Source organism: Aestuariirhabdus sp. LZHN29 (assembly GCF_049985285.1).
Taxonomy (GTDB): domain Bacteria; phylum Pseudomonadota; class Gammaproteobacteria; order Pseudomonadales; family Aestuariirhabdaceae; genus Aestuariirhabdus.
Genome location: NZ_JBNIEU010000001.1, coordinates 130,732 through 153,971, shown reverse-complemented (window position 1 = coordinate 153,971; position 23,240 = coordinate 130,732). Strand labels below are relative to the sequence as shown.

General features: G+C 56.2%; 22 protein-coding genes and 2 tRNA genes. 20 read left to right on the top strand and 4 right to left on the bottom strand.

Going from position 1 to position 23,240, the window contains the following annotated elements:
* Window positions 1-19 precede the first annotated feature (19 nt).
* Complete coding sequence (gene smpB / locus ACP3PW_RS00760; RefSeq protein ID WP_426414745.1) at window positions 20-496, bottom strand: SsrA-binding protein SmpB; 477 nt, start codon at window positions 494-496, stop codon at window positions 20-22.
* Window positions 497-607: 111 nt separating this feature from the next.
* Here smpB and ACP3PW_RS00755 point away from each other — a divergent pair, with 111 nt between their 5' ends.
* From ACP3PW_RS00755 to ACP3PW_RS00745, 3 genes are read left to right on the top strand one after another with little or no spacing between them, the layout of a single operon-like run.
* Entirely contained in the window at window positions 608-1,996 is a 1,389-nt protein-coding gene (locus ACP3PW_RS00755) for a sodium-dependent transporter (RefSeq protein WP_426414744.1), read from the top strand.
* 6 nt (window positions 1,997-2,002) lie between these two features.
* Window positions 2,003-2,434, top strand: a complete 432-nt coding sequence (locus ACP3PW_RS00750; protein WP_426414743.1) for a type II toxin-antitoxin system RatA family toxin — start codon at window positions 2,003-2,005, stop codon at window positions 2,432-2,434.
* On the top strand, window positions 2,435-2,746 hold the full coding sequence (locus ACP3PW_RS00745; RefSeq protein WP_426414742.1) for an RnfH family protein: 312 nt from the start codon (window positions 2,435-2,437) through the stop codon (window positions 2,744-2,746). It begins immediately after the preceding gene.
* Between the two features lie 77 nt (window positions 2,747-2,823).
* Here ACP3PW_RS00745 and ACP3PW_RS00740 read toward each other — a convergent pair whose 3' ends face one another.
* Window positions 2,824-3,306, bottom strand: a complete 483-nt coding sequence (locus ACP3PW_RS00740) for an outer membrane protein assembly factor BamE (protein WP_426414741.1) — start codon at window positions 3,304-3,306, stop codon at window positions 2,824-2,826.
* A gap of 96 nt (window positions 3,307-3,402) precedes the next feature.
* Between ACP3PW_RS00740 and fur the strand changes: the two genes are divergently transcribed.
* The gene (fur, locus tag ACP3PW_RS00735; protein WP_426414740.1) at window positions 3,403-3,804 is read left to right on the top strand and encodes a ferric iron uptake transcriptional regulator; all 402 of its coding nucleotides are present in this window, start codon (window positions 3,403-3,405) and stop codon (window positions 3,802-3,804) included.
* A 23-nt stretch (window positions 3,805-3,827) separates the two neighbouring features.
* Here fur and recN read toward each other — a convergent pair whose 3' ends face one another.
* Window positions 3,828-5,498 carry a DNA repair protein RecN gene (gene recN / locus ACP3PW_RS00730; RefSeq protein WP_426414739.1) on the bottom strand — a complete coding sequence of 557 codons (1,671 nt, stop codon included), beginning with the start codon at window positions 5,496-5,498 and terminating at the stop codon, window positions 3,828-3,830.
* 203 nt (window positions 5,499-5,701) lie between these two features.
* Here recN and grpE point away from each other — a divergent pair, with 203 nt between their 5' ends.
* The 7 genes from grpE (at window position 5,702) to greA (ending at window position 15,604) form a co-directional block, all read left to right on the top strand.
* Complete coding sequence (gene grpE, locus ACP3PW_RS00725; RefSeq protein ID WP_426414738.1) at window positions 5,702-6,322, top strand: nucleotide exchange factor GrpE; 621 nt, start codon at window positions 5,702-5,704, stop codon at window positions 6,320-6,322.
* Window positions 6,323-6,494: 172 nt separating this feature from the next.
* Window positions 6,495-8,420, top strand: a complete 1,926-nt coding sequence (gene dnaK / locus ACP3PW_RS00720) for a molecular chaperone DnaK (RefSeq protein WP_426414737.1) — start codon at window positions 6,495-6,497, stop codon at window positions 8,418-8,420.
* Between the two features lie 125 nt (window positions 8,421-8,545).
* Window positions 8,546-9,691, top strand: a complete 1,146-nt coding sequence (dnaJ, locus tag ACP3PW_RS00715; RefSeq protein ID WP_426414736.1) for a molecular chaperone DnaJ — start codon at window positions 8,546-8,548, stop codon at window positions 9,689-9,691.
* A gap of 16 nt (window positions 9,692-9,707) precedes the next feature.
* Window positions 9,708-10,511: a 4-hydroxy-tetrahydrodipicolinate reductase gene (gene dapB / locus ACP3PW_RS00710; RefSeq protein ID WP_426414735.1), complete on the top strand. Its 804-nt coding sequence runs from the start codon at window positions 9,708-9,710 to the stop codon at window positions 10,509-10,511.
* Between the two features lie 193 nt (window positions 10,512-10,704).
* On the top strand, window positions 10,705-11,835 hold the full coding sequence (gene carA, locus ACP3PW_RS00705) for a glutamine-hydrolyzing carbamoyl-phosphate synthase small subunit (RefSeq protein WP_426414734.1): 1,131 nt from the start codon (window positions 10,705-10,707) through the stop codon (window positions 11,833-11,835).
* Between the two features lie 69 nt (window positions 11,836-11,904).
* Window positions 11,905-15,129 (top strand): carbamoyl-phosphate synthase large subunit, encoded by a 3,225-nt coding sequence (carB, locus tag ACP3PW_RS00700; RefSeq protein ID WP_426414733.1) that lies wholly within the window; start codon window positions 11,905-11,907, stop codon window positions 15,127-15,129.
* Window positions 15,122-15,604: a transcription elongation factor GreA gene (gene greA, locus ACP3PW_RS00695; RefSeq protein ID WP_426414732.1), complete on the top strand. Its 483-nt coding sequence runs from the start codon at window positions 15,122-15,124 to the stop codon at window positions 15,602-15,604. Before carB ends, greA begins: the two co-directional genes overlap by 8 nt.
* Window positions 15,605-15,666: 62 nt before the next feature.
* Here greA and yhbY read toward each other — a convergent pair whose 3' ends face one another.
* Entirely contained in the window at window positions 15,667-15,975 is a 309-nt protein-coding gene (gene yhbY, locus ACP3PW_RS00690; RefSeq protein ID WP_426414731.1) for a ribosome assembly RNA-binding protein YhbY, read from the bottom strand.
* A 150-nt stretch (window positions 15,976-16,125) separates the two neighbouring features.
* Between yhbY and rlmE the strand changes: the two genes are divergently transcribed.
* From rlmE to rimP, 9 genes are all read left to right on the top strand, one after another.
* Complete coding sequence (gene rlmE, locus ACP3PW_RS00685) at window positions 16,126-16,746, top strand: 23S rRNA (uridine(2552)-2'-O)-methyltransferase RlmE (protein WP_426414730.1); 621 nt, start codon at window positions 16,126-16,128, stop codon at window positions 16,744-16,746.
* Between the two features lie 166 nt (window positions 16,747-16,912).
* Window positions 16,913-18,871: an ATP-dependent zinc metalloprotease FtsH gene (gene ftsH, locus ACP3PW_RS00680; protein WP_426414729.1), complete on the top strand. Its 1,959-nt coding sequence runs from the start codon at window positions 16,913-16,915 to the stop codon at window positions 18,869-18,871.
* Window positions 18,872-18,938: 67 nt separating this feature from the next.
* Window positions 18,939-19,766: a dihydropteroate synthase gene (gene folP / locus ACP3PW_RS00675; RefSeq protein ID WP_426414728.1), complete on the top strand. Its 828-nt coding sequence runs from the start codon at window positions 18,939-18,941 to the stop codon at window positions 19,764-19,766.
* A 17-nt stretch (window positions 19,767-19,783) separates the two neighbouring features.
* Entirely contained in the window at window positions 19,784-21,124 is a 1,341-nt protein-coding gene (gene glmM, locus ACP3PW_RS00670) for a phosphoglucosamine mutase (RefSeq protein WP_426414727.1), read from the top strand.
* A 79-nt stretch (window positions 21,125-21,203) separates the two neighbouring features.
* Window positions 21,204-21,950, top strand: a complete 747-nt coding sequence (gene tpiA / locus ACP3PW_RS00665) for a triose-phosphate isomerase (RefSeq protein WP_426414726.1) — start codon at window positions 21,204-21,206, stop codon at window positions 21,948-21,950.
* A 4-nt stretch (window positions 21,951-21,954) separates the two neighbouring features.
* The gene (secG, locus tag ACP3PW_RS00660; RefSeq protein WP_426414725.1) at window positions 21,955-22,320 is read left to right on the top strand and encodes a preprotein translocase subunit SecG; all 366 of its coding nucleotides are present in this window, start codon (window positions 21,955-21,957) and stop codon (window positions 22,318-22,320) included.
* Between the two features lie 15 nt (window positions 22,321-22,335).
* Window positions 22,336-22,422: transfer RNA gene (locus ACP3PW_RS00655), tRNA-Leu, on the top strand.
* 111 nt (window positions 22,423-22,533) lie between these two features.
* A tRNA-Met gene (locus tag ACP3PW_RS00650) sits at window positions 22,534-22,610 on the top strand.
* 147 nt (window positions 22,611-22,757) lie between these two features.
* Window positions 22,758-23,213 carry a ribosome maturation factor RimP gene (gene rimP / locus ACP3PW_RS00645; protein WP_426414724.1) on the top strand — a complete coding sequence of 152 codons (456 nt, stop codon included), beginning with the start codon at window positions 22,758-22,760 and terminating at the stop codon, window positions 23,211-23,213.
* Window positions 23,214-23,240 lie beyond the last annotated feature (27 nt).

Genomic DNA, 23,240 nt, shown 5'->3' with positions numbered 1-23,240 from the left:
TGGATAACTTCGTCAGGCGTTAGTGGCGCATAATGCGCTGCTTATGGCGATCCCAGTCACGGTCCTTTTCGGTGGCGCGCTTGTCGAAATCTTTTTTGCCTCGAGCCGTAGCGATCTCGGCCTTGACCAGATGCTGCTTCCAGTAGAGCGATGTGCAGACGCAGGTGTGCCCCTGCTGCTCGATGGTTTGCAGTAGTTTGGCTAGCTCGCGCTTGTTAAGCAGCAGTTTTCGGTCGCGGCGGGGGTCGGCCACAACATGGGTCGATGCGGTGTTGAGTGGAGTGATCTGGGCGCCAACCAGCCAGGCCTCTCCATCCTTCAGAATGACGTAGCTATCGACGAGCTGGATCTTGCCCGCTCGCAGGCTTTTTACTTCCCAGCCGGCGAGCATAACCCCCGCTTCGTAGCGGTCGTCGATGTGGTAATCGAAGCGTGCTTTCTTGTTGACGACGATGGTGCCGCCGTTGCCCGCAGATTTTTTCGGTTTCTTTGCCATGGCGCGGATTATAGGGAGAGAGTGGGGTGCAGGCAATCAAAGGTTGAGTCGGTGGGCTAAATCGCTAGAATGGGCGCCTTGTGTCTGGGGTTAAGGCAAATACAGAGGTAAATGATGGCGGACAACACACCCACAGTAGCCGGGACATGGGCGACGAGATGGACCTTTATTCTGGCGGCTTCCGGTTCGGCAATAGGGCTGGGCAATATCTGGAAGTTTCCCTTTATCACGGGCGAATACGGGGGGGGCGCTTTTGTGCTGGTCTATCTGCTGTGTATCGCCATGGTGGGTATTCCGATCATGATGTCCGAGGTGCTGATTGGTCGCCACGCACGCCATAACCCGATTACCGCTATGGGGCAGCTAGCCCGGGAATCCGGTGCCTCACGCCTGTGGGGTGGAGTGGGCTGGATGGGTGTCCTTGCGGGTATCATGATCCTCTCCTTTTACAGCGTGGTGGCGGGCTGGTCCCTCGATTACACCGTGGAGCTGTTTGCGGGTAACTTCAATGGCATGAGTGGCGATGAGGTGGGCAAGGCGTTTGGCGAAGGGCTTTTGCAGGATGTTACCAAGCTAACCATCTGGCACAGCGTCTTTATGGCCATGACGGCGATCGTGGTGGCGTTGGGGATTCACAAGGGCCTGGAGAACAGCGTCAAGGTGATGATGCCCGCCCTGTTTGTGTTGCTGCTGGGTATGCTCGGGTATAGCGCCACCCAGACCGGTCACTTCGGCGAGGGGTTTGCGTATCTGTTTGATTTCGATTTCAGCAAACTTAGCATGGATGCGGTTCTGGCGGCGCTGGGTCACTCGTTCTTTACCCTGAGTCTGGGTATGTGCGCCATCATGGCCTACGGGGCCTATATGCCCAAACAGGCGTCGATTGGTAGTACCGTGATTACGGTGGCACTGCTGGATACGGCGGTTGCGCTGGTGGCGGGACTGGTCATCTTCCCCATTGTTTTTGCCAACGGCATGGAGGCCACCCAGGGCCCTGGCCTTTTGTTTATCTCCTTGACGACCGCCTTTGCCCAGATCCCTGGCGGCCAGATTCTCGGTGGAGTGTTCTTCCTGCTGGTTTCCATTGCGGCCCTGAGTTCATCGATCTCATTGATTGAGCCCTCGGCGGCCTGGATGACCGAGCGGTTTAATCTCGGCCGGGTTACCTCGGTAGTGGTATTGAGTTTGATCGTGTGGGTGCTGGGTATTGGTTGCCTGTTGTCGCTTAATGTCTGGTCTGGCGCTGAATACCAGCTATTCGGGATGGGGCTGTTTGACCTGTTTGATTTCCTCACCGCCAATATCATGCTGCCACTGGGTGGAATGTTTATCGCAATTTTTGCCGGCTGGATCATCAAGCGCTCCGTGGTGTTGAATGAGTTGGCCCTCAAGAGCCTGGTTCGATTTAATCTGTGGCGGGCGATGGTGAGGGTGATCTCTCCGTTGGCGGTGTTTATAGTGTTCGTGGTGACGCTCTACCAGAAATTCAGCGGTGCCTGATTAGCGATGCATAGGGTAAGTCGTAGCGCCTTGATCATGCATTCGGCGCAGAAGATGTACCAGCTGGTGGAGGATGTGGAGTCCTACCCACAGTTTTTGCCCTGGTGCGATGGTGCCGAGGTGCTTATACGCGAAGCCGACCAGATAGAGGCTCGGGTCGATGTTGGCAAAGCGGGCTTGAAGCATAGCTTTATCACCCGCAATCGTTTGTTGCCGGGAAAGGAGCTGCAGATCGCGCTGGTGGATGGCCCCTTTTCGACGCTGCAGGGTTGCTGGCGCTTCACCGAGCTGGAGGATAATGCCTGTAAGGTGGAGCTGGAGCTGGAGTTTGAGTTTTCCAATCGCCTATTGGCGGCCACCTTCAATGGGGTATTTAATAAGGCGATGGAGACGATGATGGATGCGTTTTGCAAGCGCGCCAATGAGGTATACCGTTAAATGGATGGTGAAACCATACAGGTTGAGGTGGCTTATGCCACGCCTGAAAAACAGTTGATTATTCCCCTCAGCGTGCCCTGTGGTACCACCATGCTGGAGGCGGCGAAGCGCTCGGGGATCGTGGATAAATTCCCGGAGATTCTGTTGGAAAGCGCATCTATGGGGGTGTTTGGCAAGAGCGAACCCAAGCCGGCGGAGCGTGAGCTGGTGGCCAACGAGCGGGTAGAGATCTACCGGCCTTTACTGGTGGATCCGAAGCTTGTGCGTAAGCAAAGGGCCGCTGACGCCAAGGCACGAAAAGAGAGTGGGTGATAGCGCATCGTTGGACCCCCACAATAAAAAGGCCGCTTATAAAGCGGTCTTTTTATTGTGGGAGGGGAGTCGTGAATCTACTGTGGGGTGCCAATATTGGGGCTGCCAATTTCCCGAGGCTGCTGGGAAGCGGATGATGGGTCGACACCTTCGGCTTTCATCTCTCCGCTGACATCCTCCAGTAGCTGCTTGGTTCGCTCCTGCTGTTCCTGCTCGGTCTTACTGATGCCGGAGTTGGGGCGGAAATCACCGGCCAGCTGCTTGAGCTCGCCGTTTTCGAAAAATACGCTGAGGGTCTGCTGGGCGCGCTCCCTGCCGCCACGCTGGATACTGTATATATAGTCCCAGCGATTGGGGTCGAAGGTGCTTACCAGTAGTGGTGTGCCCATAACAAAGCGCACCTGACGCTCGGTCATGCCGGGACGAAGCTGGTCAACCATCTCCTGAGTGACTACGTTACCCTGATGCACATCGATCTTGTGCACGCCGGGAAATCCGGAGCAGCCGACGAGGGTTGCCAACGAGAGGCCGAGCAGGCCGTGCTTAATTAGGTTATACATCTTGGTGGGGAGCGCTTTCACTTGATTGTCGGATAGTGTGATAATACCCGATATTCTTTGATCTGCTAAGGGTCAATCGACAGGAAAGGAGTAGTTGTGGAAGAGCAAGACATTAAAAATGCTGGCCTAAAGGTGACTGCGCCCCGGGTTAAGATTTTACAACTGCTCGAATCGGCCCCTAATAGTCACATGAGCGCCGAGGATGTCTACAAGGCGTTGATCGAAAGTGACGAGGATGTGGGGTTGGCGACGGTCTATCGCGTGCTCACCCAATTTGAAGAGAAGGGGCTGCTGGTTCGCCATAACTTCAATGATGGTCGCTCAGTGTTCGAGATCGCCAAGGATGACCATCATGACCATATGGTGTGTGTGGATACCGGCCAGGTCGTTGAGTTCTACAGTGCGGAGATCGAGCGCTTGCAGAAGGAGATCGCCCTCAATCACGGTTACGATCTCATGGATCATAAGTTGGTGTTGTACGTTAAGAAGCGTTGCTGAGGTTTTACCTCCCTGAGTTTGACTTAAACGCTCGCCCTTTCCAGCATTTCACGGGCGTGGGCCAGGGTTTGCTGGGTCATTTCAACACCGCCTAGCATTCGTGCAACCTCTTCAATGCGGCGCTCCCCCTGCAGTGGTTCGATACGGGTATAGGTCTGGTTTTTCAGGTTTTGCTTCTGCACCTGCAGGTGCTGGTGCCCCTGTGAGGCCACCTGGGGTTGATGGGTGACGCAGATCACCTGCCCGCCGGCCTCTCCCAGCTGCCGTAAACGTAGCCCGACGACCTCGGCGATACCACCGCCGATACCCACATCCACCTCATCAAACACCAGTGTGGGAATGGTGCTGGTTTGTGCGTTGATCACCTGAATCGCCAGACTGATACGCGAGAGCTCCCCCCCCGATGCTACCTGACGCAGGGGGCGCACTGGTTGACCTGGGTTCGCGCTCACCATAAATTCGATGCTCTCCAGCCCGTTAGCGGTGCCGTCGCTGAGAGGGGTGAGTTGGACGCTGAATTCACCCTGGGGCATACCCAGTTGACGAATCTGTTCCGTTACGGCCTTCGCCAGCTTCGGTGCAGCACGTTCGCGCTGTTTGCGCAGTTTCAATGCCTGGGTTTGATAGTGCTGTTGCAGTGCCTGAATCTCGTGCTCAAGCTGGTCAAGCTGCTCATCGCTGCATTGCAGCTGGGTTAACTCCTCCGAAAGTTGTTCGCTCAGCCCTACCAGCTCCATCGGGGCCGTACGATGCTTGCGGGCGATACTGTTAAACCCGTTAATGCGTTCCTCGAGCTCATACAATCGCTCGGGATCGGCCTCGAAGTGGTCGAGGTAGTGGTTGAGGGTACCGCAGGCTTCCTCGACCTGAATGCGGGCGCTGGTGAGCAGGTCAATGCTCTCCTGCAGTTGTGGGTGACCTGCTGCTATCTCATGCAGCAGATGCAGGCTGTTGTTGAGTTGCTGCAGGGCATTGCCGCTGTCGGCCTCGGCACACAGCTGCAGCGCTTGCTGGCAGTTTTGCACACACTGGCCGGCGTTGGCTTGTTGGTGATATTCAGCTTCCAGCTCTTCGTACTCGCCTGGTTGGGGGTCGAGGGTTGTGAGTTCATTGAGCTGGTAACTCAGCAGTTGAACCCGTGCGCTATCCTCTTCGCTGGCACTGCTCAGTCGCTCAAGCTGTTGGCGCTGGCGCTGCCATTGCTGCCAGATCTGGCGTAGTTGCCCCGCAAGCTCGTCGCAACCCGCCCAGCGATCGAGTAGGCGTTGATGGGCCTCCTTTTTGAGCAGGGACTGATGTTCGTGCTGGTTGTGGATATCGATCAGCATCTCCCCCAGTTCGCGCAGGTCAGTTAGAGGGGATGCACTGCCGTTGATATAGCCGCGGGAGCGCCCTTCGCGGGTGATGACTCGGCGTAAAATACACTCCTGCTCCAGCGCCAGATCACGCTCGCTCAGCCATTGCAGTGCCTGTGGGCATTGGCTCAGGTCAAAGCTAGCCAGAATCTCGGCCCGTTCACTCTGTTGCCCGACACTGGCCGAATCGGCTCGGTCTCCCAGCGCTAGCCCGAGGGCGTCGAGCATGATCGATTTTCCCGCGCCGGTTTCACCGCTGACGACGGTCATGCCGCGTTTGAGATCCAGCTCGAGCTGATCGACGATGGCGAAGTTGCGAATGGACAGGTGGATAAGCATCGCGGGGCTCCGGGAGATAGTTCAGTTTAGACTGTCTATATATACAGTATTTTGATCGGGCGGTGCAACGCTTTTCAGGTGCAGGAATATAATCCCCCTAATAACCCTTGAAACCCTGCGGAGTAACCCCATATAGAGCAGCACTGACTTTTAGTTGCGAAGGGTAACGCCTTTGCATGAATCAAAATGCGAGAGATATGCGGATGAGCGACAAAAAACCGAACCCGGAGCAGCATGAAGAGGTGCAGGCCGACCTCAACGAAGAGGTGCAGTCCCAGACTGAACAGGTAGCAGCAGAGGGCGCGGACGCAGTGCCGCAGGAGGAGTTGGTGTCGGCTTTGCAGGCAGACCTTGAGGCGGCGCAAGCGGAGCTGGTAAAGGCCAGTGAGCAGGTGTTGCGGGCGCAAGCTGATACGCAGAACGTTCGCCGTCGTGCGGAGCAGGATGTCGAGAAGGCTCACAAGTTTGCGCTGGAGCGCTTCTCTGCTGATCTGCTACCGGTCATCGACAGTCTGGAGCGAGCCGTCGACAGCGCTAATGTCGAGGACGAGGCGCAAAAGGCGATGGTTGAGGGGATGCAGATGACCCTCAATATGTTCCAGGGGGCATTGAGTAAGTACGGTCTGGTGGCCATCGAAGCGGTAGGAGAGCCTTTTGATCCCCAGCTGCATGAAGCGATGAGTATGCAGGAAAACGCGGATGTTGAGCCGGGCACTGTAATCGCAGCGTTTCAGAAGGGCTACACCCTCAACGGCCGCCTGGTGCGCCCGGCGATGGTGGTTGTTTCCAAGGCTTCGCAGTCAAAAGTTGACGAGCAGGCTTGAAAATAGCGAATGCGGACGCATATAGAGAGACAGAAGCCGGTTCAGCAACGCTGATATCGATGCGCCGACAGTCGGCGCCGATTGTTGCCGGATTGCACGGATCACATATTGTTGATAACGAATTTTAGATAGCGAATTGACGCCCTTCGCGGGGCGGGACTGGAGAGAAAAGATGGGAAGAATTATTGGAATTGACCTGGGTACCACCAACTCCTGCGTGGCGATTCTGGATGGTGATAAAGCCAAGGTATTGGAGAATGCAGAGGGTGATCGTACGACTCCCTCCATCATCGCCTTTACCGAAGACGGTGAAATTCTGGTGGGCCAGCCGGCAAAGCGTCAGGCGGTAACGAATCCGCATAACACCCTGTTTGCGATCAAGCGTCTTATCGGGCGCCGTTTTGAAGATGCCGAAGTGCAAAAAGATATCGCCATGGTGCCTTACAAAATTGTTAAGGCCGAAAACGGTGATGCATGGGTTGAGTGCAAGGGCGAGATGAGGGCTCCACCCCAGATCTCTGCTGAAGTGCTGAAGAAAATGAAAAAGACAGCCGAAGATTATCTCGGCGAAGCCGTAACTGAAGCGGTTATTACGGTCCCGGCTTATTTTAATGACTCCCAGCGTCAGGCCACCAAAGATGCCGGTAAAATCGCCGGCCTCGAGGTTAAGCGTATTATCAACGAGCCGACCGCAGCCGCACTGGCCTACGGTATGGATAAAAAAGCGGGTGATAAGACCGTTGCAGTTTATGACCTTGGCGGTGGTACGTTCGATATATCCATTATCGAAATTGCCGACGTCGACGGTGAGCACCAGTTCGAAGTGCTGGCCACCAACGGTGACACTTTCCTCGGTGGTGAAGATTTTGATATGCGTGTTATCGACTATCTGGCTGACGCGTTCAAGAAAGAGAGTGGAATCGACCTCAAGGGTGATCCACTGGCCATGCAGCGTTTGAAGGAAGCTGGCGAGAAGGCCAAGATCGAGCTCTCTTCCGCGCAGCAGACTGACGTCAACCTGCCTTATGTGACCGCTGATGCCACCGGTCCCAAGCACCTTAACGTCAAGCTGACTCGCGCCAAGCTGGAATCGCTGGTTGAGGATCTGGTGGCAAAATCCATTGCGCCTTGCCGTACTGCGCTTAAGGATGCAGATATCGATATCTCTGATATCGATGAAGTGATCCTGGTCGGTGGCCAGACCCGTATGCCGCTGGTGCAAAGCAAGGTAAAAGAGTTCTTCGGGCGCGATCCCCGTAAAGATGTGAACCCCGATGAGTCTGTTGCCATGGGCGCTGCGATTCAGGCGGGCGTACTGTCCGGTGAAAAGACCGACGTGTTGCTGCTTGACGTATCACCCTTGACTCTGGGTATCGAAACCATGGGTGGCGTGATGACGCCACTGATCGAGAAAAACACCACTATCCCGACCAAGAAGTCCCAGGTGTTCTCGACCGCCGATGACAACCAGCCTGCGGTGACCATCCATGTTTGCCAGGGTGAGCGTAAACAGGCCACGCAGAATAAATCACTGGGTCGCTTCGACCTGAGCGATATTCCGCCGGCTCCTCGTGGCATGCCGCAGATTGAGGTGAGCTTTGATATCGATGCTAACGGTATCCTGAATGTGTCTGCCAAGGACAAGGGTACGGGCAAAGAGCAGTCGATCGTGATCAAGGCTTCTAGCGGTCTGTCTGATGACGAGATTGAGAAGATGGTTGCCGACGCCGAGGCCAACGCCGATGAGGATCGCAAGTTCGAGGAGATGGTTACTGCGCGTAACACCGCAGATGGCTTGATCCACGCGACGCGGAAAACCATTGAGGAAGCGGGTGACAAGGCGACCGAAGAGGAAAAAACAGCCATCGAAACTGCGATTACAGAGCTGGAAGAGGCGCTCAAGGGTGATGATAAGGAGTTGATTGAAGCCAAGACTACGGCTTTGACCGAAGCCTCCTCCTCTCTGGCCCAGAAGCTCTACGCTGAGCAGGCTGCCGAGGCCGAAGCGGGGGACGCCGGTGCTGAAGCTGAAGCTAAGGCGAGTGCTGATGATGCGGTTGATGCGGAGTTTGAAGAGGTAAAAGACGACAAGAAGTAAGGTCGTTTTGCCCACCTTGTGGGCTTGTCTTTAACAGCGCGGGAGATGCTCTCCCGCGTTGTTGTATCAAAATAGTGTGAAATATTAGCGGTTGCGATCTAGGCAACGGTGCCAGGAAAACGGATATGTCGAAACGAGATTACTATGAGGTGCTTGGGGTCTCCCGTGAAGTATCGGAAAAAGACCTAAAGAAGGCCTATCGCAGCAAGGCGATGAAGTACCACCCTGATCGTAATCCTGATGATCATACTGCCGAGGAGAAGTTCAAGGAGGTCAATGAGGCCTACGAAGTGCTTTCCGATGAGCAGAAGCGTGGAGCCTATGACCGTTATGGTCATGCGGGCGTGGATGCGAGCCAGGGAGGTGGCGGTTTCGGCGGCGCCGGAGCGGGCAACTTCAGCGATATTTTCGGCGATGTATTCGGCGACATATTTGGTGGCGGCGGCGGTGGTGGTGGCCAGCGCAGCTCGGTACAGCGTGGTTCTGATCTGCGCTACCCTCTTGATCTCTCTCTGGAGGAGGCGGTCAGGGGGGTCACTAAAAAGATTCGCATCCCCACCCAGGTAGAGTGTAAACCCTGTAACGGTAGTGGCGCGGCCAAGGGTTCCAAGGCGGAAACCTGTACGACTTGCGGGGGGGTTGGCCAGGTGCGCATGCAGCAGGGCTTCTTTTCCGTGCAGCAAACCTGCCCCAACTGTCATGGTAGCGGTAAGCAGATCAAGGATCCTTGCCGTAGCTGCCATGGTGAAGGTCGGGTGCAGGAGTACAAGACTCTGTCGGTCAAGGTGCCGTCCGGGGTTGATACCGGAGATCGCATTCGCCTGGCCGGTGAGGGTGAGGCGGGTGTTAATGGTGGTCCCGCCGGTGATCTCTATGTGCAGGTGTCGGTGCGCGAGCACTCCATTTTCCATCGCGACGGCAAGCATCTCTATTGCGAGGTGCCTATCACTTTCGTGGATGCGGCCCTTGGTGGCGAACTTGAGGTTCCCACCCTCGACGGTCGTGTGAAGCTGAAGGTTCCCGCTGAAACCCAGACCGGCAAGCTGTTTCGTTTGCGAGGTAAGGGGGTGACACCGGTGCGTGGTGGTAGTCAGGGAGACCTGATGTGCCGCGTTATAGTAGAGACACCGGTTAGCCTGAGTAAAGAGCAAAAAGAGTTGCTGGAAGCGTTGCAGCGCTCCTTCGAGGAGGAGGGGACCGGAAAGCAATCGCCGCGCAAGACCTCCTGGTTTGAGGGTGTAAAAACCTTTTTCGACGACATGAAGTCCTGACGGGGGAGCGATAGCCATGGTGCGTGTAGCGGTAGTGGGTGCGGCGGGTCGCATGGGGCGCGTCTTGATCGAGGCGCTGAGCGATAGCGAGGAAGCCATGTTGGGCGCCGCGATCGATCGCCCTGATAGTAGTCTTTTGGGTAGTGATGCCGGTGAGATGGCCGGTATTGGCAAGGTGGGTGTCGAACTCTGTGGGCAGTTGGCCGATAAGCTCGACCTGTTCGATGTGCTGATCGATTTCACTAATCCGGAGTTTACGCTCGCCAATGTCGAGTTGTGTCGCGAACACGGTAAGGCTGTCGTTATCGGCACCACCGGGCTCAGCGATGAGCAGAAGCACCAGCTAAAGGTGGCCGCCGAAGATATCCCGCTGCTGTTTGCTCCCAATATGAGCGTGGGGGTTAATCTGTGCTTTAAGTTGCTGGAGATTGCGGCGAAGTCCCTGGGTGATCAGTACGATATTGAAATTATTGAAGCGCATCATCGCCATAAGGTTGATGCGCCCTCAGGGACCGCGTTGCGGATGGGGGAGGTCGTGGCCGATGCCCTGGGTCGCGATTTGGCAGAGTGCGCCGTTTATGGTCGTGAGGGAGTGACAGGAAAGAGGGACCGTAACACCATCGGTTTTGAAACGATTCGAGCCGGTGACGTGGTCGGGGATCATACCGTCCTGTTTGCGACCGAAGGTGAGCGTGTCGAGATCACCCATAAGGCTTCCAGTCGCATGACCTTCGCCAAGGGAGCGGTGCGAGCGGCGGTTTGGTTGCAGCACAAGAGCACGGGTTTGTTCGATATGCAGGATGTGCTCGAACTCGATTAGTGGAAGTTGGCGCAAATGAGCGTGGACAGGCAGGGAATAATTACGTAAAATCCCGCCAATTTTGTGTCCGAATATGGGCGGGTGCGCTTTACGACATGTAAAACAACAAGAACGAGATGAGGCATCGGGTGCTCATCTCGTTTTTTTTTGATTATGTGATTAGCAGTTTCAGGTATGACAGGGGGAGGGATCTTTGACCCAATCAGCGATATTGGTTCTCGAAGACGGGAGCGTATTTAAAGGGGTTTCTATCGGCGCGGCCGGTGAAACAAGTGGCGAAGTGGTCTTCAATACGGCGATGACCGGATATCAGGAGATTCTCACTGATCCCTCATATGCTCGCCAGATGGTCACCTTGACCTACCCACATATTGGTAATACCGGTACCACGCCCGAGGATGAAGAGTCCCGGCAAGTGTGGGCAGCGGGCCTGATTATTCGCGATTTGCCGTTGCTGGCCAGTAGTTGGCGTAACCGCCAGCCCCTGGATGAGTACCTTAAAGAGCGCAATGTTGTGGCGATCGCGGATATTGATACCCGTCGCCTGACGCGCTTGCTGCGTGAAAAGGGCGCCCTGAATGGCTGTATTATAGCCGGCGATACTATCGACGAAGCGCGCGCGCTGAAGCTGGCAAAATCCTTCCCCGGCCTCAAGGGAATGGATCTGGCGAAGGAGGTCTCCACCGCCGAGCAGTATGAGTGGATCAACAGCGTATGGAGCCTGCAATCCGATTCACATCCCGATGCCACAGACCTCCCTTTCCATGTGGTAGCGTACGATTTCGGCGTGAAACGTAATATTTTGCGCATGCTGGTAGAGCGCGGCTGTCGCCTCACCGTGGTGCCGGCGCAAACGCCCGCCAGCGCGGTGCTAGCGATGAACCCCGATGGAGTGTTCCTCTCTAATGGTCCGGGAGACCCCGAGCCTTGCGATTACGCGATTGCGGCTATCCAGCAGATTCTGGAAACGGATATCCCTGTGTTCGGCATCTGCCTCGGCCATCAGTTGATGGCTCTGGCCAGCGGAGCCACAACCGAGAAAATGAAGTTTGGCCATCATGGCGCCAACCATCCGGTACAGGATCTAGCGTCGAAGGTGGTCATGATCACCAGTCAGAACCACGGTTTCGCCGTAAGTGAGAGCTCACTGCCGGACTGTCTGCAGGCGACGCACAAGTCGCTGTTTGACGGCTCCCTGCAGGGGATTGCGCGGACCGACAAGCCAGCCTTTAGTTTCCAGGGGCACCCGGAAGCGAGCCCGGGGCCTCATGATGTGGCACCTCTGTTTGATCGCTTTATCGATCTGATTCGCGAGCGTCGTTAATTACGGCGTCAACCCTTTGTCATGGGTCGCAATGGCGATCCTGAGACCAGCAGACAGAAGATTTACACTATGCCAAAGCGTACAGATATCCAAAGTATCCTGATTATTGGTGCAGGCCCGATCGTTATCGGTCAGGCCTGCGAGTTTGACTACTCCGGTGCACAGGCTTGCAAGGCCCTGCGTGAAGAGGGTTATCGGGTCATCCTGGTGAACTCCAATCCCGCCACCATAATGACCGACCCAGCCATGGCCGATGCCACCTACATCGAGCCGATTCGCTGGCAGACCGTCGCCAAGATTATCGAAAAAGAGCGTCCCGACGTGCTCCTGCCCACCATGGGTGGACAGACAGCCCTGAACTGCGCCCTCGATCTGGAGCATCACGGGGTGCTGGAAAAGTTTGGGGTCGAGATGATCGGTGCCAACGCCGATACCATCGACAAGGCGGAAGATCGTTCACGCTTCGATGTGGCGATGAAAAATATCGGTCTTGAAACCCCCAAGGCGGGCATCGCCCACACCATGGAAGAGGCTCATGCGGTGCAGTCCGAGCTGGGCTTCCCCTGTATTATTCGCCCCTCCTTTACCATGGGGGGAACCGGTGGCGGTATCGCTTATAACCGTGAGGAGTTTGTCGAGATCTGCGAGCGCGGCCTTGACCTGTCGCCAACCAGCGAACTGCTGATCGATGAATCCCTGATCGGTTGGAAAGAGTATGAGATGGAGGTGGTACGTGACCGCAACGACAACTGCATCATCGTCTGCTCCATCGAAAACTTCGACGCGATGGGGGTTCACACTGGTGATTCCATTACGGTGGCACCGGCCCAGACCCTGACTGATAAGGAATACCAGATCATGCGTAACGCCTCGCTGGCGGTGCTGCGTGAGATTGGGGTTGAGACCGGGGGCTCCAATGTCCAGTTCGGCCTAAATCCCAAAGATGGCCGTATGGTCGTTATCGAGATGAACCCGCGTGTCTCGCGCTCGTCGGCACTGGCATCGAAAGCAACCGGCTTCCCGATCGCCAAGATCGCGGCCAAGTTAGCGGTGGGTTATACCCTCGATGAACTGAGTAACGATATTACGGGCGGCGTGACCCCTGCCTCCTTCGAGCCGGCGATCGACTACGTTGTCACCAAGGTGCCGCGCTTTGCTTTCGAAAAATTCCCCAAAGCCAACGACCGACTTACCACGCAGATGAAATCCGTGGGTGAGGTGATGGCGATCGGACGTAACTTCCAGGAATCCCTGCAGAAAGCGCTGCGTGGGTTGGAAGTGGGTGTGCACGGACTCGATCCCATCATTGACCTGTCCGATGAGGATGCCCAGATGCGTCTTGTGCGGGAGCTGAGCACCCCCGGCCCGGATCGTATCTGGTATATCGGCGACGCCTTCCGCGCCGGCATGACCATGGAGCAGGTCTTCGCTCACAGCCATGTCGATCCCTGGTATCTTGTGCAGCTGGAAGAGATCATCGCTGATGAGCAGAAAGTAGCCTCGCTGGGCCTGCATGATTGCGATGAGACGTTGACCTATCGCCTCAAGCGCAAGGGTTTCTCCGATGCGCGCCTAGCGGCGCTGCTGGGGGTGACCGAGAAGAGCTTCCGGGAGCACCGCCAAAAGCTGGGTGTTAATCCAGTCTACAAGCGGGTTGATACCTGCGCCGCCGAATTTGCCTCCGCTACTGCCTATATGTACTCCTCTTACGACGAGGAGTGCGAAGCTATGCCCTCGTCCCGTGAAAAGATCATGGTGCTCGGCGGTGGACCCAACCGCATCGGACAGGGCATTGAGTTCGATTATTGCTGTGTTCACGCGGCTCTGGCGATGCGCGAAGATGGTTTTGAAACCATCATGGTGAACTGTAACCCGGAAACCGTATCCACGGATTACGATACGTCTGATCGGCTCTATTTTGAGCCGGTGACGCTGGAGGATGTGCTCGCTATCGTCGATGTCGAACAGCCCAAGGGTGTTATCGTTCAGTACGGTGGTCAGACGCCACTAAAGCTTGCTCGAGACCTGGAAGCGGCGGGTGTGCCGATTATCGGTACCAGCCCCGAGGCGATCGATCGCGCCGAGGACCGTGAGCGCTTCCAGCAGATGATTCAACGCTTGCAGTTACTGCAACCGGAAAATGCCACCGTGCGCAGCACGGAGGAGGCGATCATCAAGGCCGCTGAGATCGGCTATCCCTTGGTGGTGCGTCCCTCCTATGTATTGGGTGGGCGGGCGATGGAGATCGTTGGCAACGTCGAGGAACTCAAACGCTATATGCGTGATGCGGTGCAGGTTTCCAACGACAGCCCCGTGCTGCTCGACTATTTCCTTAATCGCGCGGTTGAGGTGGACGTGGATGCCGTATGCGATGGCGAGCAGGTGGTGATCGGTGCCATTATGCAGCATATCGAACAGGCGGGTATTCACTCCGGTGACTCCGCTTGCTCCCTGCCTCCCTACAGCATCAGTGACGATCACCAGCTGCGTATCCGCGATCAGGTAACGCGCATGGCGCTGGAGCTCGAAGTGGTTGGGTTGATGAACGTGCAGTTGGCGATTCAGGATGACCAGATCTACGTGATCGAGGTGAACCCGCGTGCTTCGCGGACTGTGCCCTTCGTCTCCAAGTGCATCGGCGATTCCCTGGCCAAGATTGCGGCGCGGGTTATGGCGGGTAAGACTCTCGCAGAGCTTGGATTTACCCAGGAGGTGATTCCGGAGTACTTCAGTGTCAAGGAGGCGGTATTCCCCTTCAACAAGTTCCCTGGCGTGGATCCGATTCTCGGCCCTGAGATGAAATCTACCGGTGAGGTGATGGGGGTTGGAGTGACCTTCGCTGAAGCCTTTGCCAAGGCGCATATGGCCGCTGGAGAACATCTGCCAGAGAGTGGCAATGTCATTATCAGTGTGCGCGATGAAGATAAGTATCGGGCCATCGGTGTGGCACGCAAGCTGGTCGACGAAGGCTTCTCGCTGTACGCCACCGGTGGTACCTGTGCCGCTATCGCCGAAGCGGGCATTCCGGTTGAGCGGGTGAACAAGGTGGTTGAGGCGCGTCCTGACCTGGTCGATATGATCAAGAACGATGAGATTGCGCTGGTCATCAATACCACTGAGGGTCGCCAGGCGACAACCGATTCCTATACAATTCGCCGTTCGTCGCTTCAGCATAAGGTGCCTTATACCACCACGATAGCCGGAGCGGAGGCGATCGCCGAAGCGATCGGATTTGGTCCCGAGCGACAGGTTCGGCGCCTTCAGGATCTACATAAGGGTATTCTGGATGATTAAAATTCCAATGACCGTGGAGGGTGAAAAAGCCCTTCGCGAGGAACTCAACCAGCTCAAATCGGTTGACCGCCCGCGGATTATTGCGGCAATAGCAGACGCACGGGAGCACGGTGATCTCAAGGAGAATGCCGAATACCATGCGGCTCGCGAGCAGCAAGGGTTTGCCGAGGGCAGAATTAGTGAGATCGAGGGTAAGTTATCCAACGCCCAGGTGATCGATATCACGGCCATCGCTCCGAGTGGCAAGGTGATTTTCGGCACTACGGTCACCATCATTAATGTCGAGACTGATGAAGAGGTGACCTACCGTATCGTGGGTGACGACGAAGCGGACATTAAGGCGGGTAAACTCTCTGTAAATTCGCCGATCGCACGGGCGCTGATCGGCAAGGAGGAGGGGGACGAAGTGATCGTCAAGACTCCGGGCGGTGATGTGGAGTATGAAATCGATCAGGTACAGCACCTGGGTTCGTAGCGTCTCGGATAGCCATTAAAAAAGCCGGCGTGTGCCGGCTTTTTTAATGGCTTCTGTAGATGTTACAGCGTCCGGGTCAGATTGGAGAGCTGGACGTTGGGTTTGTCCGCAGGTTTCAGGATCAGGGCGATGTTACCGATGGTTTGCACCAGCTCGGCGTTGCAACGTTCGCAGAGCTGCGGAATCAGTGCTTTTTTGGCTTCGCGGTCACCGACCTGGAATTTCACCTTGATCAGCTCGTGGTCCTCCAGTGCGCGCCGGGTTTCCTCTATCACGCCGTCGGACAGGCCCTTGCCGGCAATGGTCACAACGGGGTTGAGTTTGTGGCCGATCGCTCGGTAGTGCTTTTTCTGTTGCGCTGTCAGGGGCATCGTTTGTTTATCTCCGCATAAGCCTTAAAATAGATTAGTAATGTAAACGCCGCGGTGGCTCGGAAAACGGCGTGAACGCTCATTTTACACCACTCCCTGCGTCGGTCCCAGCATTCCCTGGGCGCGATGGGGTTTCTCCAAGAGGTTTTCATGGCAAGGTCAAAAACCAGTAGTAACTGGCTCAAAGAACATTTTGACGATCCCTATGTCAAAAGATCACAGAAGGATGGCTATCGATCCCGTGCCAGTTACAAACTGTTGGAAATACAGGAGAAAGACAAAATAATGCGGCCTGGCATGTCGCTGGTTGACCTGGGGGCTGCGCCGGGTGGCTGGTGTCAGGTAGCCGCGAAGGTTCTAGGTGACAAGGGCCGGATCGTCGCATCGGACATCCTGGAGATGGATCCGCTGGCCGATGTCGCCTTTGTGCAGGGGGATTTTACGGAAGAGTCGGTGCTGGCGGAAATACTGCAAGCGATCGGTTCCGAGCAGGTAGACCTTGTAATTTCGGATATGGCCCCCAATATGAGTGGTATGACTGCGGTGGATCAGCCCCGGGCGATGTATTTGGCCGAATTGGCGCTGGATATGGCGCGGCAGGTACTGAAGCCTGGAGGGACCTTTCTTACCAAGGTGTTTCAGGGAGAGGGATTTGATGAGTACTTTCGGGATGTGCGGGGCAGTTTTGAGCGCCTGCAGAGCCGCAAGCCCAACTCGTCGCGCCCCCGCTCTCGGGAGGTCTATCTGCTGGCAAGAGGTTTTAAGGGGTAGTTGTGTCGTAAATGACGCTAAAACTATAGGATCGGGGTCTAATCTTGGTAGACTTCGAGTATTGGCAGCGCCAGAGTGATGGGTGCATGGGCCGGGGCCTCGGGCGTCGGCGTGAACATAGGTGGGTATAGTGCCCGCCACGGGTTGAACGAACGAGGATAACCTGTTGAACGATATGGCAAAAAACCTGGTCTTGTGGCTGATCATTGCGTTGGTGCTGCTGACGGTATTCAAGAATTTCGGCACGATGCAGCCTACTTCGTCGGAGCTGAGTTATTCCGATTTTATCTCTCAGGTAGAGAATGACCGGGTTGACCGTGTCACCATCGATGGCTATCGCCTCAATGGAGAGTTAAAGAATAACGAGCGCTTCACTACCAATTTGCCGCCCACCGTGCGTGACGACAAGTTGATGGACGAACTGTTGCGTAACAAAGTGAATGTAGTGGCCAAGCCGATTGAGAAGCAGAGTATCTGGACTCAATTACTGGTGGCCAGCTTCCCGATTCTGGTGATTATTGCCGTCTTTATGTTCTTTATGCGTCAGATGCAGGGCGGTGGCGGCGGTCGCGGCGGCCCGATGAGCTTCGGCAAAAGCAAGGCGCGTCTGTTGAGCGAAGATCAGATCAAGACCACCTTTGCCGATGTTGCCGGGGTGGAAGAGGCCAAGGAAGACGTCAAGGAGTTGGTGGAGTTTCTGCGTGATCCCGGCAAGTTTCAGCGCCTCGGTGGTCGCATTCCACGGGGTGTTCTGATGGTCGGCCAGCCTGGTACCGGTAAGACTCTGCTGGCCAAGGCCATTGCGGGTGAAGCCAAGGTGCCTTTCTTTACCATTTCCGGCTCCGATTTTGTGGAGATGTTCGTGGGTGTTGGTGCCTCGCGCGTGCGGGATATGTTTGAACAGGCCAAGAAGCAGTCTCCCTGCATTATCTTTATCGACGAGATCGACGCAGTCGGCCGTCATCGTGGTGCCGGTCTCGGCGGTGGTCACGACGAGCGCGAGCAGACCCTTAACCAGTTACTGGTCGAGATGGACGGATTCGAGGGCAATGAGGGGGTGATCGTGATCGCGGCCACCAACCGGCCCGACGTACTGGATCCGGCGCTGCTGCGCCCGGGACGTTTTGACCGTCAGGTAGTGGTAGGCTTGCCCGATATTCGCGGGCGTGAGCAGATTCTCAAGGTGCATATGCGTAAAGTGCCGCTCAATGATGATGTTAAGCCTGCGTTGATTGCGCGAGGTACCCCCGGATTTTCCGGCGCGGATCTAGCCAATCTGGTGAACGAGGCCGCCTTGTTTGCCGCTCGTGCTAACCGACGCACCGTGACCATGACCGAATTTGAGCTGGCCAAGGACAAGATCATGATGGGCGCCGAGCGCAAGTCGATGGTCATGAACGAAAAAGAGAAGCGCAATACGGCGTATCACGAGGCGGGGCACGCCATTGTTGGGCGCTTGATGCCCGATCATGACCCTGTCTACAAGGTCAGCATTATTCCCCGTGGGCGCGCTTTGGGTGTGACTATGTTCCTCCCCGAAGAGGACCGTTACAGCCAGAGTAAACAGTCTCTGGAGAGCCAGGTGTGCAGTCTGTTCGGTGGTCGTATAGCCGAAGAGATGACCCTCGGAAAGGGGGGGGTGACGACGGGAGCCTCCAATGATATCCAGCGCGCATCACAAATTGCCCGCAGCATGGTGACCCGCTGGGGCTTGTCCGAGAAGCTCGGGCCCCTGCTTTACGAAGAGGAGGAGGGAGAGGTTTTTCTTGGCAAGCAGCAGGGGAACCGTTTGCATGTGTCGGCAGAGACCTCCAAGGTGATTGACGACGAGGTGCGCCATGTTATCGACAGCTGCTACGAGCGCGCTGAAACGATCCTGCGGGACAATCGTGACAAGCTGGAGGCGATGGCGGATGCCTTGATGCAATACGAAACGCTGGATGCTTCACAGCTTGATGACATTATGGCGGGTCGCTCGCCGCGTCCGCCCCAGGGCTGGGATGATGGAGGTGATGGTGGCTCGGCAACGGCCGAATCGGATCAGCCTGAGTCGAAGGATGAACCGTCCGATAAGCCCAAAGACGCTCCGGATGAACCCATCGGGGGGCCGGCGGGCGAGCACTGATCGCCCCCTGCTTTCCACACTGCAACCGACGGCTGAGGCCGTCGGTTTGCTTTAAGGAGCGGCAATAATGGTTGATTTTGGCTGCCGACAGCTTTCGTTGGACTCACCCCGGGTGATGGGCGTGCTCAATGTGACGCCCGATTCTTTCTCCGATGGGGGGTGTTTTTTTGAACCTTCACAGGCGCTACAGCATGCCCGGGAGATGGTGGCGGCGGGTGCGACTTTTATCGATGTCGGGGGTGAGTCTACCCGTCCCGGGGCGGATCCCCTTAGCGTCGACCAGGAGTTGGAGCGGGTTGTGCCCGTGGTGGAGGCTATCTGTGCCGAACTGGATGCCGTGGTGTCGGTGGATACCAGTACCCCTGAAGTGATGGGGGCCGCCGTCGCGGCCGGAGCCGGTTTGATTAATGATGTACGAGCGCTGCAGCGCCCGGGGGCGATGGAGATGGCCGCGTCCCTTGGGGTTCCTGTGTGTTTGATGCATATGCAGGGGGAGCCGGGTACGATGCAGGCCGACCCGCGTTATGGTGATGTGGTAGAGGATGTGCTGGGGTTTCTGGCCGATCGTATCGGCCATTGTGAGGTGGCGGGTATCCCCCGCTCACGTATCTTGGTCGATCCCGGTTTTGGTTTTGGAAAATCCCTGCAGCATAATCTTCAGCTACTCAAGCACCTGCACCGGTTCTCCAGTTTGCGAACTCCGCTGTTGGTCGGGATGTCGAGAAAAAGTATGATTGGCGCCGTGCTGGGGCGAACGGATCCGGGTGACCGGCTGCATGGTTCGCTAGCGGTGGCGGTGATGGCGGTGATGGCGGGCGCACAGATAGTGCGTGTGCACGACGTGAAAGAGACCGGGGATGCGTTGGCAATGGTCGACGCAGTAAACAGAAGCTAGTGGGCAGGTAGTGGGCAATGTCTAAAAAATACTTTGGTACCGACGGTATCCGTGGCGCGGTGGGTCAGGCACCCATTACTCCTGAGTTTATTTTAAAGTTGGGCTGGGCGGCCGGTAAGGTGTTTGCCCGCGAAGGCCGCAGCAAGATCATGATCGGTAAAGATACGCGAATTTCGGGCTATATGTTCGAGTCGGCACTTGAGGCCGGGCTTTCCGCTGCGGGCGTTGATGTCTGCCTGCTGGGGCCTATGCCAACGCCCGGTATTGCGTACCTGACGCGAACCTTTAATGCACAGGCGGGTATCGTGATCAGTGCCTCCCACAACCCCTATACCGACAATGGTTTTAAATTTTTCTCCGCCAGCGGCTCCAAGCTGGCGGACGAGGTCGAGAACGCGATCGAGGAGATGATCGATCAGCCCATGACGGTGGTGCCGCCGGACCAGCTGGGCAAGGTTACTCGTATCGATGACGCTGCCGGGCGTTATATCGAGTACTGCAAAGGCACGGTCAGCAACCACCTTGATTTACGGGGCATGCGTATCGTGGTCGATGCTGCCCATGGCGCTGCATACAGTATGGGGCCAGCGGTATTTCGAGAGCTGGGTGCCGAGGTGTTTGAGATTGGTGTGCAGCCCAATGGCCTTAATATTAACCGCGAAGTCGGCTCAACCTCGTTGGGCGCCCTGCGCGCGGAGGTGATTGAGCGCCGGGCCGACCTGGGTATCGCCTTTGATGGTGATAGTGATCGGGTCATGATGGTGGACGACCGGGGCGATGTGGTCGATGGTGATCAGATCCTGTTTATTATTGCCAATGCCCGGCACCAGGCGGGAAAACTCGGTGGCGGCGTGGTGGGTACCCAGATGACCAATCTGGGTATGGAGCTTGCGCTGAAAAGGCTGGGTATCGACTTTGGGCGTGCGCGGGTGGGTGATCGTTACGTGAATGAGATGTTGAGTGCCCGTGGGTGGCAGCTGGGTGGCGAGTCCTCCGGACACATTATTTGTCGCCATGTCAGCACCACCGGAGATGGTATCGTAGCCGCGCTGCAGGTGGTGCGGGCGATGGTGGGTAGCGGTCATTCGTTGTATCAGTTGTGCTCCGCCATGACCATGTTTCCGCAAACCATGATCAATGTGCGTTTGCCGGTCAAAACTGATGTAGTGTCCAATCCCGTGGTGGTTAACGCCGTCGAATCGGTGGAGCAGGAGTTGTCTGATAGCGGGCGGGTTTTACTGCGTCCCTCGGGCACGGAGCCTGTGGTTCGAGTTATGGTTGAGGGGGAGAGTGCCGAGCAGGTTGAGCGCCTGGCCAAGCAGTTGGCGGCGGTGGTTGAATCGGTTGTGAGTTCCTGAATTAATTTTTCGGGAGGCGGTTGTATCTTGGGAATCTCTACGCTAAGATTGCCCGCCTTCCTAGCCAGCTGAGGGTTATATGCGTCGATCTTTGGTCGTTGGAAACTGGAAGATGAATGGCAGTCGGTCTGCCAATCGAGAGCTGCTTAAGCAGCTGCTGTCCGCGGAGTCGAGTGGTTCCGATGTGGCGGTTTGTCCGCCAGCAATTTATTTGTCTGAGGTGGCCGAGCAGTTAGGTGGCAGTTCGATTGGGTGGGGTGTGCAGAATCTGAGCGAAGCCGATTCTGGTGCCTATACCGGTGAGATCTCTGCAGCGATGGTTGCAGATCTAGGCTGCAAGTTTGCAATCGTTGGGCATTCGGAGCGGCGTACACTGTACGCGGAAACCGACAGTCTGGTTGCAAGCAAAGCGTTGCAAGCCAGTGCGGCGGGTGTGGTTCCCATAGTGTGTGTGGGGGAAACATTTGAGCAGCGCAATGCAGAGCAAACCCTGCAAGTGGTCGGGCGCCAGCTAAGGGCGCTGCTTGAGCACGAACAGTTTGGTGAGCTCGGTGAATGGGTGGTGGCTTATGAGCCCGTTTGGGCAATTGGTACCGGGCTAACTGCTACCCCCGCCCAGGCGCAGGCAGTGCATGCCTTTATACGGGGAGAGTTGGCCGCAGTTAGCCAGTCTCTTGCGGATAAAGTGAGAATACTTTACGGTGGCAGCGTTAAAGCCGCGAACGCGGTGGAGCTGTTTGCCGAGACTGACATAGACGGTGGTCTGGTTGGTGGAGCTTCCCTTGATGGAAGTGAATTTATAGCGATATGTCGCGCAGCAGGGTAGTTTGATGGAGACAGTGATACTGATCGTACATGTTCTGGTGGCCTTGGCGGTCATTGGTCTGGTGCTATTGCAGCAGGGCAAGGGTGCCGATGCGGGTGCGTCCTTTGGTGGTGGTGCATCGCAGACAGTCTTCGGTAGTCAGGGTTCCGGTAACTTTCTGGGCCGTATGACGGGCGTGTTGGCTACGCTGTTTTTTTTGACCAGTCTTGGTTTGGCTGTGATCGCAAAAGACAAAGCGGCGACCGTTAATGTTAATGATGGAATCCCGACGATTCCTGTTGAGCAGGTGCAACCATCTCTGCCAGCAGATGCGCCAGCTGGGGATCTTTCTCCTGCGGCGGGTGATGCGCCGGAATTGCCGGCGAACTGAGTCGGGTAAGAATTTGCCGAAGTGGTGGAATTGGTAGACACGCCATCTTGAGGGGGTGGTGAGCGATAGCTCGTGCGGGTTCAAGTCCCGCCTTCGGCACCAATTTTAGACAGCGAGCATGAGCTGTCAGGTAAGTGATTGTGAAGGGTCAGCCACAACCAGGCCGGTTGACCTTGCAGGGATTGAAGTCTATAATCCCGATCCGCGAATAGGTGCGGGGTGGAGCAGCCTGGTAGCTCGTCGGGCTCATAACCCGAAGGTCGTCAGTTCGAATCTGGCCCCCGCTACCACTATTAGAAAAGCCCCTATTCAGGGGCTTTTTGTTAGCTGTTTAGAGCGTCGGCAGAGAAGGTCTCTGGTCGGCATTATGGGATGGGCTTTATGCCCATTTTTTGTTGCTGCTGTTTGTGTCGTGATTACGCGCGGGAGGTTGCCTTTTGGCAAGCAAGTTGGAAATCCTTGAAGGTCTGGTGAAGCCAGTCACGGAAGGTCTCGCCCTGGAATTTTGGGGGGTCGAGTACGTCTCCCAGGGGCGCCATACCCTGCTGCGGATTTTTATTGATGCGGCTGACGGGGTCACTCTCGAGCATTGTGAAGCGGTCAGTCGTCAGGTCAGCGCGGTGCTGGATGTAGAGGACCCTATTGCAGGAGAGTACACCCTGGAGGTGTCCTCACCCGGTATGGATCGGCCGCTGTTTACCATTGAACAGTTCAAGGCTTATGTCGGGCAGGCAGTAAGCCTTCGCTTACGCGTGCCCTACGATGGACGCCGTAAGTTTACGGGTGTCATCAAGGATGTGGAGGTCGATGATGTGGTGCTTCTGGTAGAGGATCACGAATATCTATTTCCTATTGATAGTATCGATAAGGCGAACATTGTTCCCCGGTTTTAATTTGTTGGCGTGAATCGGCTTCGTATG